General features: G+C 62.3%; 12 protein-coding genes. 8 read left to right on the top strand and 4 right to left on the bottom strand.

The annotated features are described in order from the left end of the window. Positions 1–22 precede the first annotated feature (22 nt). Complete coding sequence (locus ACQRBV_RS21905) at positions 23–3,106, top strand: autotransporter outer membrane beta-barrel domain-containing protein (RefSeq protein ID WP_411984407.1); 3,084 nt, start codon at positions 23–25, stop codon at positions 3,104–3,106. 194 nt (positions 3,107–3,300) lie between these two features. After that, on the top strand, positions 3,301–4,731 hold the full coding sequence (locus ACQRBV_RS21900; RefSeq protein ID WP_104993756.1) for a polyurethane esterase: 1,431 nt from the start codon (positions 3,301–3,303) through the stop codon (positions 4,729–4,731). Here ACQRBV_RS21900 and ACQRBV_RS21895 read toward each other — a convergent pair whose 3' ends face one another. Then, positions 4,732–4,998: a hypothetical protein gene (locus ACQRBV_RS21895; RefSeq protein ID WP_081086958.1), complete on the bottom strand. Its 267-nt coding sequence runs from the start codon at positions 4,996–4,998 to the stop codon at positions 4,732–4,734. Positions 4,999–5,176: 178 nt separating this feature from the next. On the opposite strand from ACQRBV_RS21895, the gene ACQRBV_RS21890 reads away from it, so the two are divergent. Further along, positions 5,177–5,359, top strand: coding sequence for a hypothetical protein (locus tag ACQRBV_RS21890; protein ID WP_411984090.1), 183 nt, complete (start codon positions 5,177–5,179; stop codon positions 5,357–5,359). Between the two features lie 51 nt (positions 5,360–5,410). Here the strand turns inward: ACQRBV_RS21890 and ACQRBV_RS21885 are convergent, their stop codons facing one another. Beyond that, positions 5,411–5,635 carry a YgdI/YgdR family lipoprotein gene (locus ACQRBV_RS21885; RefSeq protein WP_060753092.1) on the bottom strand — a complete coding sequence of 75 codons (225 nt, stop codon included), beginning with the start codon at positions 5,633–5,635 and terminating at the stop codon, positions 5,411–5,413. A 188-nt stretch (positions 5,636–5,823) separates the two neighbouring features. On the opposite strand from ACQRBV_RS21885, the gene ACQRBV_RS21880 reads away from it, so the two are divergent. Continuing rightward, positions 5,824–7,470 carry a VRR-NUC domain-containing protein gene (locus ACQRBV_RS21880; protein ID WP_244699125.1) on the top strand — a complete coding sequence of 549 codons (1,647 nt, stop codon included), beginning with the start codon at positions 5,824–5,826 and terminating at the stop codon, positions 7,468–7,470. Further along, entirely contained in the window at positions 7,467–9,722 is a 2,256-nt protein-coding gene (locus ACQRBV_RS21875) for an ATP-dependent DNA helicase (RefSeq protein WP_411984091.1), read from the top strand. The genes ACQRBV_RS21880 and ACQRBV_RS21875 overlap by 4 nt, the downstream gene beginning before the upstream one ends. A 42-nt stretch (positions 9,723–9,764) precedes the next feature. Here ACQRBV_RS21875 and ACQRBV_RS21870 read toward each other — a convergent pair whose 3' ends face one another. Then, a complete protein-coding gene (locus ACQRBV_RS21870) occupies positions 9,765–10,715 on the bottom strand; it encodes an alpha-E domain-containing protein (RefSeq protein WP_060753090.1) in 951 nt (316 codons plus the stop codon). 2 nt (positions 10,716–10,717) lie between these two features. Further along, positions 10,718–12,127, bottom strand: coding sequence for a circularly permuted type 2 ATP-grasp protein (locus ACQRBV_RS21865; RefSeq protein ID WP_090371131.1), 1,410 nt, complete (start codon positions 12,125–12,127; stop codon positions 10,718–10,720). A gap of 401 nt (positions 12,128–12,528) precedes the next feature. Between ACQRBV_RS21865 and ACQRBV_RS21860 the strand changes: the two genes are divergently transcribed. From ACQRBV_RS21860 to ACQRBV_RS21850, 3 genes are all read left to right on the top strand, one after another. After that, on the top strand, positions 12,529–13,074 hold the full coding sequence (locus ACQRBV_RS21860) for a hypothetical protein (RefSeq protein WP_060753088.1): 546 nt from the start codon (positions 12,529–12,531) through the stop codon (positions 13,072–13,074). A 70-nt stretch (positions 13,075–13,144) separates the two neighbouring features. Then, complete coding sequence (locus tag ACQRBV_RS21855) at positions 13,145–13,306, top strand: hypothetical protein (protein WP_199777954.1); 162 nt, start codon at positions 13,145–13,147, stop codon at positions 13,304–13,306. A gap of 11 nt (positions 13,307–13,317) precedes the next feature. Further along, positions 13,318–13,452 (top strand): hypothetical protein, encoded by a 135-nt coding sequence (locus tag ACQRBV_RS21850; protein WP_279613724.1) that lies wholly within the window; start codon positions 13,318–13,320, stop codon positions 13,450–13,452. Positions 13,453–13,460: the final 8 nt, after the last annotated feature.

Below are 13,460 nucleotides of genomic sequence, written 5' to 3'. Positions count from 1 at the left end.
GAAGGTCACCGTGAACAAACGAATTACCGCCACTCACACCGGCCCGGGCTACCCGCTCAAGGCTTTGAGCTGCGTGCCATACGGCGCGCTGCTGTGCTGCCTGGCAACCCTGGGAACCGCCCAGGCCGCACCCTATGTGGAAACCGGCAAGTTGGGCGACGCCGCCAGTTGGCGCAGCAATGAGTTCAAGGCTGACTGGGGCCTTGGCGCCATCCAGGCCGACACCGCGTACGCCGCCGGTTACACCGGCAAGGGCGTCAAGCTGGGGATTTTCGACCAGCCGGTGTATGCCCAGCACCCGGAATTCGCCAGCCCCGGCAAAGTGGTGACGATTGTCACCGAGGGCATCCGTCAGTACACCGACCCTTACATTCCGGTCAAGGCGGGCGACGCGTTCCGCTATGACGGCACGCCGTCCCAGGATTCCAACGGCAAGTTGGGCAACCACGGCACTCACGTTGGCGGTATTGCCGCCGGTAACCGCGATGGCGGGCCGATGCACGGCGTAGCGTTCAACGCGCAGATCCTCAGCGCGGAAAACGGTGACCCAGGTCCCGAAGACGGCATCATCCTCGGCAACGACGGTGCGGTGTACAAAGCCGGTTGGGACGGTCTGGTGGCCAGCGGCGCACGCATCATCAACAACAGTTGGGGGATCGGCATCGGTGCGCAGTACGCCAAGGGCGGCCGTGATCCGGCGTTCCCGAATTTCACGGTCAACGAAGCCCAGGCGCAGTTCAACAATATCCGGCCGATCCTCGGCACGCTGGCCGGCGGGGCTTATCAAGGGGCCATCGACGCCGCACGCAGCGGTGTGCTGACCATCTTCGCCGCCGGTAACGACTACAACCGCAACAACCCGGATGCGATGTCGGGCCTGGCGTACTTTGTGCCGGAAATCGCGCCGAACTGGCTGTCGGTGGCGGCATTGCAGCAAAACCCGGACACCACCAGTGCCACGCCGTATGTGATCAGTACGTTCTCGTCGCGCTGTGGTTATGCGGCGAGTTTCTGCGTGTCGGCGCCGGGCACCAAGATCTTCAGTTCGATCATCAATGGCACCACGCTGGAGAACCTCACCACCGATTGGGCCAACAAAAACGGCACCTCGATGGCCGCGCCGCATGTGGCCGGCGCCGCAGCCGTGTTGATGGAACGCTTCCCGTACATGAGCGGCGAACAGGTCTCCACCGTGCTCAAAACCACCGCCACCGACCTGGGTGCGCCGGGTATCGATTCGCTGTATGGCTGGGGCATGATCAACCTGGGCAAGGCGGTCAACGGGCCGGGTATGTTCATTACGGCCGAGGACATTCCCGCCGAGTTCCGTATCGATGGCGCCTATGGCAGCGGGCAGTTTGTCGCCGACCTGCCGGGCGTGGGCGCCGTGGTGGACGCGGGCAAACCCACCCAGCGCCTGTGTACCGACGTGCATTGCGGGCGCGATGTGTGGAGCAATGATATCTCGGGCCACGGCGGCCTGACCAAGCAGGGCATCGGTACGCTGGTGCTGACCGGTACCAATACCTACAGTGGTCCGACCCTGGTCAACCAGGGGTTGCTGGCGATCAACGGTTCGGTGACCTCCGACGTCAGCGTCAGCCAGGGCGGTGTGGTGGGCGGCTCCGGGCGTATCGGCTCGCTGGCCGCGAAAAGCGGCGGCACCGTGGCGCCGGGCAATTCCATCGGCACCCTGAATGTGGCGGGCAATGTCACGTTTGACGCCGGTTCAACCTACGCGGTGGAGTTGTCGCCGACCAGCAGCGACCGGATCGTTGCCGGTGGCACCGCCACCCTCAACGGCGGCACCGTGACCCTGGCCCTGGAAAACAGCCCGACCTTGTTGAGCGCGGCACAGGCCGACAGCCTGATCGGGCGGCAGTACAACATCCTGCAGGCCGCCGGCGGTGTGACCGGCGCCTTTGGCGCGGTACTGCCCAACTACCTGTTTATCGGTGGCACCTTGAACTACGGCGCCACCGGTGTGCAGTTGGACGTGGCGCGCACCAACAGCTTTGCCAGCGTCGCCGCCACGCCTAACCAACGTGCGGTGGCCGGCGCCGCCGAGCAATTGGGCGCGGGCAATGCGGTGTATGAAAGCCTGTTGCTGGCACCCAATGCCGCCTCGGCGCAAGGTGCCTTCCAGCAACTGACCGGCGAGATCTACCCGGCCCTGCAGAGCGCGCTGATCAACGACAGCCGCTATGTGCGCGAAGCCGTGGGCGAGCGCCTGCGCAACGGTGAGATGGGCTCGCGCAGCGATACCCTCGACAGCCGTGGCAACGTGTGGGTCAAGGCGTTGGGCGCGTGGGGCAAGACCGACAGCCGCAGTGAGACGGCGGGTTACACCACGTCCATCGGCGGCATGCTTGCCGGGGTGGATGGCGCACTGGACGAGGCGACTCGCATCGGTCTGGTTGCCGGCTACAGCGATACCTCGCTGAACGTGGGCAACGACACCCACAGTCGCGCCTCGGTCGACAGCTACCACTTGGGCGCTTATGCCGGGCATGAAATCGGCGCCTTGCGCCTGAGCGGCGGCGCGGCGTACAGCTGGCATCGCGCCGATGTGAAGCGTGACCTGCAATACGGCGACGTTTCCGGCAAGCAGAAAGCCAAGGTCGACGCCCGCAGCACCCAGGTGTTCGGTGAAGCGGCTTACCGCGTCAACCTGCAACCGTTGGCCCTGGAACCGTTCGCCAACCTGGCCTACGTGCACCTGGACACCGATGGCTTTACCGAGAAGGGGGATGCCGCCGCACTCAAAGGCCGCGACGACAGCCGCGACGTGGTGCTGAGCACCTTGGGCGCACGTGCCTTGAAGACGATCAACCTCAACGATCACCAGGCGCTGGAAGTGTCCGGCACCCTGGGCTGGCAGCACAACCTGAGCCGCGTGGGTTCCGAGCAGTCCTTGGCCTTTGCCTCGGGCGGCCCGACGTTTGCGGTGCAGAGCGCGCCGCTGGTGCGTGATGCGGCGCTGGTGGGGGCCCGGGTCAGCCTGGCGTTGACCAAGGATGCACGGGTGAACTTTGACTACAACGGCCTGCTGGCCAGCAAGGAGAACGTCCACGGCGTCGGCTTGAGCCTCGACTGGGCCTTCTGACCGTGTAGTGAGCGGGCTTGCCCCGCGCTGGGCGGCGCAGCCGCCCCAACAGGGGCGCTGCGGTGTTTCAGGGAGACCGAGGTGTCTGGGTTGGGGCGGCTTCGCCCCCCAGCGCGGGGCAAGCCCGCTCACTACATACGTTCGACATAGGACAAACGCTTTCTCGACAAATCCAACAACAGAGAGGCACTACCATGGGTATCTTTGACTATAAAAACCTCGGCACCGAGGGCTCCAAAGCGTTGTTTGCCGACGCCATGGCGATCACGCTGTATTCCTATCACAACCTGGATAACGGCTTTGCCGTGGGCTACCAGCACAACGGCTTTGGCCTCGGCCTGCCCGCCACACTGGTCACGGCGTTGCTGGGCAGCACGGATTCACAAGGCGTGATTCCGGGCATCCCCTGGAACCCCGACTCGGAAAAAGCCGCCCTTGAAGCCGTGCAAAAAGCCGGCTGGACGCCCATCAGCGCCGCGACCCTGGGCTATGAGGGCAAGGTCGACCAGCGGGGTACGTTCTTCGGTGAAAAGGCCGGCTATACCAGCGCCCAGGTCGAGGTGCTGGGCAAATACGATGACGCCGGCAAATTGCAGGAAATCGGTATCAGCTTTCGCGGCACCTCGGGGCCACGGGAGCACCTGATCAGTGACTCCATCGGCGACCTGATCAGCGATCTGCTGGCCGCCCTGGGGCCTAAGGATTATGCCAAGAACTATGCGGGCGAAGCGTTCGGGAACCTGCTCAAGAACGTGGCCGATTATGCCGGCGCCCATGGCCTGACCGGCAAGGACGTGCTGGTCAGCGGCCACAGCCTGGGCGGGCTGGCGGTCAACAGCATGGCGGACCTGAGCAACAGCAAGTGGGCGGGTTTTTACCAGGACGCCAACTACGTGGCCTATGCGTCGCCCACCCAAAGCGCCGGCGACAAGGTGCTCAATGTCGGCTATGAGAATGACCCGGTCTTCCGCGCACTGGATGGCTCATCCTTCAACCTGTCGTCCCTGGGCGTGCACGACAAGCCGCATGAATCGACCACCGACAACATCGTCAACTTCAACGATCACTACGCCTCCACCTTGTGGAATGTGCTGCCGTTCTCCATCGTCAACCTGCCGACCTGGCTTTCCCACTTGCCGTTCGGCTATGGCGATGGCATGACGCGTATCCTCGAATCCGGGTTCTATGACCAGATGACCCGCGACTCGACGGTGATCGTCGCCAACCTGTCCGACCCGGCGCGGGCCAACACCTGGGTGCAGGACCTGAACCGCAATGCCGAGGCCCACAAGGGCAATACCTTCATCATCGGCAGCGACGGCAACGACCTGATCCAGGGTGGCAAGGGCGCGGACTTTATCGAAGGCGGCAAGGGCAATGACACGATCCGCGACAACAGCGGGCATAACACCTTCCTGTTCAGCGGCCACTTCGGCAACGATCGGGTAATTGGCTACCAGGTCACCGACAAGCTGGTGTTCAAGGATGTGGAAGGCAGCACCGACCTGCGTGATCACGCCAAGGTGGTCGGTGCGGACACGGTGCTCACCTTTGGCGCCGACTCGGTGACCCTGGTCGGCGTGGGGCAGGGTGGGCTATGGGCTGACGGCGTCAGCATCGGCTGATCAACGCCAATGGCGCTCCCGCCAGCCGTGATCCCAATGCGGCCGGTGGGAGTAGCCATAACCGTAGTAGGGGCGTGGAGAGTAATAGGGGCGTGGCCCGTAACCCCAATGCGCGTAATAGATCGGTGGGGGTGGAGGCTGTACCACGATCACCCGGGGTGCCTGGCGGATGATGATGGTGTCGGCAAAGGCGGGCGTACTCGCCAGGGCCGCCAGGGTCAAGGGAATGAGTAAAAGCGCGCGTACCGCTCGGGACATGCGTGCCATGGCCTTGGTTCTCCGTGCTGCCGCCCTCGAATGAAGGCGGCTTATCGGTTAAACGCAGCGGCGTGGAAAATCCTTCGCTAAATAAATCTTTAACTTCCCATCGCGACGGATCGGCCGGCGTGCGCGCGTTTAACGGTCAAGCGAGCTGTTTCGCGTGATCACGTGGGAGGAATCGAACATGTCCCGTTTACGATTGTTGCTGTGCGCCCTGGTCCTGCTGGGGTTGGGCGGGTGTGCGGTGTACCCGGCGTACCCGGCGTATCCGGCGTATCCGGCCCCGTGCTGTTATCGCCCGTACTACCACTCGTACTATTACCATCCCTACTATCACCCGTATTACCACCCGTACTACCGGTATTGACCGAGGGATGCCCCTTAACAAAAAGCCCCGCATTTGCGGGGCTTTTTACTGTCATTTTTCTTTGATGACGGTCGCCACATCCGCGGCTTTTACGCGTATGTGCTTGCCGGCGATGTCGGTGAACTCGTAGAAGCCGTCGGCTGTCTTGGCGTTGGGGACGTCCTTGGTCAAATACTGTGTGCCATTTTGCAATGTGACCACGGTTTGCGTCGCACAACCGGCCAACAGCACAAAAGACAGTGCAACCAGTGGCAGACCCAAATTCTTCATGTTCATAACCCTTACCCTTAACCCTGAAAAATCCCGTAGCCAGGGGCTGCGGGCCCTAAATGTTACGCCATCAACTGAGCTATCTGATCACTTTTATACAAAAAGTTGCGTGCGCCATTTATCTATTACCGATTGCAACAGCCGCTGGGTGGCGGCACTCTGTATGCATAACCAGTATTCGATCAGCGCGTGACATGGCCAACCCCCTCGACGATCCCCTGTATTACCTGCATAACTTCCGTCAAGTACTGCTGTGGCTGGGGCAGCGCTATGCCGATTTGCTCGATGCGCACGAAGTGCATTTTATTCAGCAGTTCGACAGCTTGCCGCAGGCGTCCCAGGCGCTGCTGGTGCGCATGGTGATGCGCAAGGGCGTGCATTTTCGGGCGAGCAAACTCAATTACCTGGAAATTGGTTGCACCCACACGGCAGCGCTGGCACTGGTGCAGCAGGGTTGGGTCGATGACCAGTGCCCGCTTGGCTTTGAAGCACTGTTCGCCGTCCTGCAGAAAGGCGAAATCCTCGCGGCCTTCAAGCCCTGGATCGAGCAACCCAAGGCCAGGAAAACCGATTGGCTGGACGCGTTGGCGGCGCGGTTTACCGAGCCCCGGCATTTTGCCCAATGGTGCCCGGACCTTGAAGACACCCTCTATAGCCTCACGGTGATGGACCTGTGCGACCGCTTGCGGCTGATGTTCTTCGGCAACCTGCATCAGGATTGGTCGGAGTTCGTGCTGGCGGACCTGGGCATCTACACCTACGAAAAGGTCGAGTTCTGTGCGCAGTCCCGTGGCTTGCGTCACCGTGATGACGTGCACGGTTTTCTGTTCCTGCATCAGTGCCAGCAAGCGTTTGAAGCGGGGCAGGCGCTGGACGTGGTACTCGCGCAAATCGCCACGTTTGCCACCGACAACCCCTGGCTGGAAAAGCGTCGCGCCAAGTTGTTGTTCCAGATCGGTCAGTATTGTGAACGCAGCGCCGAGCTGGACCTGGCGCAACGGATCTATCGCGAGTGCGCGCACCCCGGCGCGCGTTCGCGCCTGATCCGGGTGCTGGAGCGCCAAGAGGACTATGCCCAGGCCATGGCCCTGGCGTGTGCGGCGCAACAGGCGCCGGAAAGCGCCGCCGAACAGCAACATCTGCTACGCGTGCTGCCGCGTCTGCGCCGCAAGCTGGGGGAGCCGGCGCTGCCCAGGATCAAGCCCCGGGCCATCACCCGCCTGGACCTGGACTTGGCGCTGCCCGAACCGCTGATGTCGGTGGAGTATTGCGTGCAGGCCCATCTCAGCGAGCCGGATGCGCCAGTGCATTATGTCGAGAACGGGCTGATCAATTCGCTGTTCGGCCTGTTGTGCTGGGACGCGATCTTTGCGCCGTTGCCGGGGGCGTTTTTCCACCCGTTCCAGCGAGGGCCGGCGGATTTGCACAGCGAAGATTTTCATCAGCGTCGTGCACCGCTGTTCGCGGCCTGTTTCGAGCAGTTGCAAGATGAGCGCTACAAAACCAGCATCCGCCAACGCTACGCAGACAAATGGGGCATCCAATCGCCTTTCGTGTTCTGGAACCTGCTCAGCGAAGCGCTGCTGGAGCAAGCCCTGGACTGTTTGCCCGCCGAGCACTTGCGCTATTGGTTTGAACGCTTGCTGCTGGACATTCGCGCCAACCGTACCGGCATGCCGGACCTGATCCAGTTCTGGCCCGCCCGCAAAACCTACCGCATGATCGAGGTCAAGGGGCCGGGCGACCGCCTGCAAGACAACCAGCTGCGTTGGCTGGAGTTCTGCGGCGAGTACCAGATGCCGGTCACCGTCTGCTATGTGCGTTGGGCGCAACCGGCTTGAGCTACAGCGTCGCGGTACGCGCGTTGTGTGAGTTCACGGCCAAGGTCGGTGACCTGGACCTGCGCTTCACACCGTCACCCAGCGCCCAGGAAGGCATCGTCGGGCATCGCACGGTGGCTTCGCGGCGCAGCGCGCATTATCAAAACGAAGTCGCCCTCGAAGGCGAATATGCACAACTGAAGGTGCGGGGCAGGGCGGACGGCTATGACCCGGATGCCAATCGCCTGGAGGAAGTCAAAACCTATCGTGGCGACCTCGGTGCCCAGCCCGCCAACCACCGGCAATTGCATTGGGCCCAGGTCAAGGTCTACGGCTGGCTGATGTGCCGCAAGCTCGGCCTTGGCGAGATCGACCTGGCGCTGGTGTACTTCGACATCGTCGGCGAAGGCGAAACCCTGCTCAACCAGCGTTTCACCGCAGTGGAGCTGGAGCAGTTCTTCAACCAGCAATGTGCGCTGTTCCTTGGTTGGGCCGAGTGCGAGATGCAGCATCGCGACGCGCGTAACAGCGCGGCTCAACGCCTGGCGTTCCCGCATGCGGCCTTTCGCCCCGGCCAGCGCCCGTTGGCCGAGGCGGTATACAAGGCCGTGAGTACCGGGCGTTGCCTGATGGCCCAGGCGCCGACCGGCATCGGCAAGACCGTCGGCACGATTTTCCCGATGCTCAAGGCATTGGCGCCCCAGCAACTGGACAAGGTGTTCTTCCTCACGGCCAAGACCCCAGGGCGCAAACTCGCCCTGGACGCGGCGCAGGTGCTCTACGACAGCAGCCCCGATCTGCCGCTGCGCGTGCTCGAACTGGTCGCGCGGGACAAGGCTTGCGAACACCCGGACAAAGCCTGTCATGGCGATGCCTGCCCATTGGCCAAAGGTTTTTACGACCGCCTGCCGGCCGCACGCAAGGCAGCGTCCCAGGTACGCCTGCTGGACCAGCGCAACCTGCGCGAGGTGGCGCTGGCCCACGAGGTCTGCCCGTATTACCTGAGCCAGGAAATGGCGCGCTGGAGCGACGTGGTGGTCGCCGACTACAACTACTATTTCGACTTTGGCGCCATGCTGTTCGGCCTGGCCCAGCTCAACCAATGGCGCGCCGCCGTGCTGGTGGACGAAGCCCATAACCTGGTGGAGCGCGCCCGTGCGATGTACAGCGCCAGCCTCGACTCCTATGCACTCAAGACCTTGCGCGACGTCGCCCCCGACCCCTTGAAAAAGCCTTTGCAGCGCCTCAACCGTGAGTGGAATGCGCTGCACAAGGACCAGCTCGCGCCGTACCAGGCGTATGCGAGCAAGCCCGACAAACTGCTCCAGGCCCTGAGCCTGACCACCAGCGCCATGGGCGAGTACTTCAACGACCACCCCGAGGCGCTGTCCGGCGACCTGCAAGCCTTCTACTTCGAAGCGCTGCAATTTGCCAAGGTGGCCGAGTTGTTCGACGAACATTTTCTCTTCGATATCAGCAAGCGCCCGTTCGGCGGCAAACGCAGCGCTTCAACCCTGTGCCTGCGCAACCTGGTGCCCGCCGAGTTTATCCGGCCCCGGCTGACGGCGGCCCGCAGCAGCGTGCTGTTTTCCGCGACCCTGAGCCCGCGTCACTATTACGCCGACCTGCTTGGCTTGCCGGCGGACACCGCCTGGATCGACGTGGAGTCACCGTTCAAGGCCGAGCAACTGCGTGTACGTATTGTTGATCAGATCTCCACACGGTTCGTGCACCGCCAGGCCTCGCTGGAGCCGATCGTCGAGTTGATTGCCCAGCAGTTCGCCGCGCAACCGGGCAACTACCTGGCGTTTTTCTCAAGCTTCGATTACCTGCAACAGGTGGCGCAGTTGATGGCCGAGCGGCACCCGCAGGTTGCGTTGTGGTTGCAGTCACGCGGCATGGCCGAGGCGCAGCGGCAGGCGTTTCTCGACCAATTCACCCAGCACAGCCAGGGGGTCGGCTTTGCCGTGCTGGGCGGTGCGTTTGGCGAAGGCATTGATTTACCCGGCGCGCGCTTGATCGGGGCATTTGTCGCGACCTTGGGGCTGCCGCAACTGAACCCGATCAACGAACAGATGAAAGCGCGCATGGGCGCGATCTTCGGTTCGGGCTACGACTACACCTATTTGTACCCCGGCCTGCAGAAAGTGGTGCAGGCGGCGGGGAGGGTGATCCGCAGCCAACAGGACCGAGGTGTGGTGATGTTGATCGATGACCGCTTTGGCGAGGCGCGGGTGCGCCAATTGTTGCCGCGTTGGTGGTTGATTGAGTGATGCCCAACCCAACCACCTGCGGACTACCCCCGGGGCCGCGCCTCAGACGACTTCCAGGTAAGAGCTATGAATCGCCCGCGCCAACTCGCGCACGGTGTCGATGAACTCGGTCAGCCGGCTATGCAAGCCGTCTTCAAGGATTTCATCGATGCCGGTATAGCGCAGTCGCGCCTCGAACTCCGCCGCCAGGCGCTGCGCCGAGCGCCCGTAACTGCCGGGCAGGTCCGCCAGGATATGGCTCAGTTCCTCGATGCACGCATGCAACGAACGCGGTACATCGCTGCGCAATAGCAGCAACTGCGACACCGAGCGTGCGTTCAGCGCATTCGGGTACAACTCGGTGTACGCCTCGAACGACGACAACGCGCGCAGCAGCGCGCTCCACTGGTAATAACCGCGTGCCGACAGGTCGCTGACTTCTTCCGACTCTTCGCCAAACATCTCGTAGCGCGCATCCAGCAGGCGCAAGGTGTTGTCCGCGCGCTCGACAAAGGTGCCCAGGCGGATAAACCGATAGGCATCATTGCGCATGATGGTGCCCGAGGTCGCGCCTCGGAACAGGTGCGAGCGCTGCTTGACCCAGTCGCAGAAGTGGCTGATGCCGTGGCGTGCCAGGCCGCCGGCGGCGATGCTGCGCATTTCCAGCCAGGTGGCGTTGAGGTTTTCCCACATGTCGGCGGTGATGCGCCCGCGTACCGCATGGGCATTGCCCCGGGCGGCGCGCAGGCAGTTGTAGATACTGGCGGGGTTTTCCGCGTCGAGGGCGAAGAAATGCAACATGCGCTCGGCGTCCAGGTGCTTATGGCGTTCGAGGTAGCTGTCCAGGGTGCCGCTGCTGAGCAACGACATCGCCAGTTCGTCCAGCCCATCGCTGCGCCCGGCCTGGGGCATCAACGACAGCGAGTAACTGACTTCCAGCATGCGCGCCAGATTCTCGGCACGTTCCAGGTAGCGGGACATCCAGTACAGATCTGCGGCGGTTCTACTCAACATACTCAGTCCTCCACCACCCAGGTGTCTTTGGTTCCGCCGCCTTGCGACGAGTTGACGATCAGCGAACCTTCCTTCAATGCCACGCGGGTCAGCCCGCCGGGCACCAGGCGGGTTTCCTTGCCCGACAACACAAACGGTCGCAGGTCGATATGCCGTGGCGCGATACCGTTTTCGACAAAGGTGGGGCAGGTCGACAGGCTCAAGGTGGGCTGGGCGATGTAGGCGTGGGGGCGGGCCTTGATGCGTTGGCGGAAATCTTCGATCTCGGCGGCCGTCGAGGCCGGGCCCACCAGCATGCCGTAGCCGCCGGAGCCCTGGGTTTCCTTGACCACCAGCTCGCCCAGGTTAGCCAGCACATGGGACAGTTCATCCGGCTTGCGGCACTGGAAGGTCGGCACGTTTTGCAGGATCGGTTCTTCGCTCAGGTAGAAGCGGATCATGTCCGGCACATAGGGGTAGATCGACTTGTCATCGGCCACCCCGGTGCCAATCGCATTGGCCAGCACCACGTTGCCCGCGCAGTACGCGGCGACCAGGCCAGGAACACCCAGCATGGACTCCGGGTTGAATGCCTGTGGGTCGAGGAACGCATCGTCGATACGCCGGTAAATCACATCCACGGCCTTGGGGCCGTCGGTGGTGCGCATGAACACCTTGAGGTCGTGCACGAACAGGTCGGCGCCTTCGACCAGTTCCACGCCCATTTCCCGGGCGAGGAACGCGTGTTCGAAGAATGCGCTGTTAAAGCGTCCGGGCGTCAGTACCACCACATTGGGGTTGTCCAGGCGGCTGGAGCTTTTCAGGGTCTTGAGCAGCAGGTTGGGGTAGTGGTCCACCGGTGCAATGCGCTGCTTGGCGAAGACTTCCGGGAACAGGCGCATCATCATCTTGCGGTCTTCGAGCATGTAGCTCACGCCGCTGGGCGTGCGCAGGTTGTCTTCGAGCACGTAGTAGGTGCCATCACCGTCGCGGACCAGGTCCACACCCGAAATGTGCGAGTAGAGGCCGCGGTGCAGGTCCAGGCCGACCATCGACTTCTGATACCCCTCGTTGCCCAGCACCTGGTCCGCCGGGATGATGCCGGCCTTGATGATGCGCTGGTCGTGGTAGATGTCGGCAAGAAACAGGTTGAGGGCGTTGACTCGCTGAATGCAGCCGCGTTCGATCACGCTCCATTCACTGGCGGGGATGCTGCGCGGGATGATGTCGAAGGGGATCAGGCGTTCGGTACCTTGCTCGTCGCCATAGAGGGTGAAGGTGATCCCGGCGCGATGGAACAACAGGTCAGCTTCGCGACGCCTCTGGGCCAGCAGTTCCGGCGGCGTGTTGGCCAGCCAGCGTGAGAAGTCCTGATAGTGCGCACGGCACACGCCGTTTGCGTCATTCATTTCATCAAAGAAAGATCGAGCCATTCCAGTACCTTGTCAGTGCCGAGTGAAGCTTGATAGCACTGCCGCTTCAAAAAACGCATTTTTTATAAGGCCGTGGCGCACAGTGCCAGCGGACCGGGTCCTTACTTTCTTATGGGGTCGGCTCTGGGTCGGGGGGTAACGAAAGCTCCTGCAGATGAGCGCGGTAGTGGGTGATGAAAGGGTTAAGCAAAGCTTGTGCCTAAACCGCCTGTAGTGAGCGAGCTTGCTCGCGCTGGAGTGCGCAGCGCTCCCGCTCTTATTGGGGCCGCTGCGCAGCCCAGCGCGAGCAAGCTCGCTCACTACAAGGGCAGGCGGTGCGCCAAATGGGTGCGTGACAATGTTTGAACTTCACCTTGCCGTGATTCTTCTAACGACACTCGACACCTTAATGGAGCACCGCCGTGCCCAGAATCATCTCGCCGGATACTCCCGAAGCGGCGCTGACCGATCACAGCGAACACAACGCCAAGATCTTCGGCTCGCCCAAGGACCGCCTGGATTTCTATCGCCGAGAGATCCAATACGAAACCAGCATCCTGGCCAACCGCACCGATGCTTACCTCACCGCGCAGTCATTCCTGGTGATTGCGTTCGTCTCGGGCATGGGCAATCTCAATCCCGAGTGGGGCAAATTCTTCACGCTGGTGGTGCCGGTATTCCTCGCCGCCCTGGGCATCCTCAGCTCGTTGAACGCCTGGCCGGGTATCCGCGCCGCCTACGAAATCATCGACCATTGGCACTACAAGCAGAGCGAACTGCTGCGCAGCGAGCCGGTGATGGGGCTGGCGTATGACGACTCGCCGCTGTTCTGCGAAACGGAGTCATCGCACAAGGGCTATCGCAAGTCGCTGTTGTTTTCGATGCGTGCGCCCTGGTTGTTCATGGTGTTCTGGGTCTTGCTGGGCGCCTATGCGTTCTACATCCAGGTGGATAACCCGGTGTCTTGAATCAATTGAACTTCAGCGCCGGAAGCGTGACCTTAACTCTACCCGGCCGATATTTTCCAAGAGGTGCCCCATGAACCCACACCCACAACCTGCCACCGGTGCCGATGCCCCCAAGGACCCGACGCCGGCCAAAGACCCCAAGGCCAAGGAAAACGACTACAGTCCAGACTTCAAGCCCGAGCGCGAGCCCAAGCCTGAAACCGATGCCGATATCGATACCCAAGGCGGTTAGAGGGAACGGTCATGTCAAAAGAGCCTGATGAAGAACTCAACGACCCCGGCAATGAAGACCCGGGGTCGTTGATGGATGATGCGCAAGTGCCGCTCAAACCGGTAGATGAAGCGCCGCAGGCCGGCACTACAGAGCCCCAGGATTGAACCTCTTC

It is taken from the genome of Pseudomonas sp. R11F, assembly GCF_050312575.1.
Taxonomy (GTDB): Bacteria; Pseudomonadota; Gammaproteobacteria; order Pseudomonadales; family Pseudomonadaceae; genus Aquipseudomonas; species Aquipseudomonas palleroniana.
Note: the sequence above shows the minus strand (reverse complement) of the source record. Positions and strands in the feature narration are given on the sequence as shown.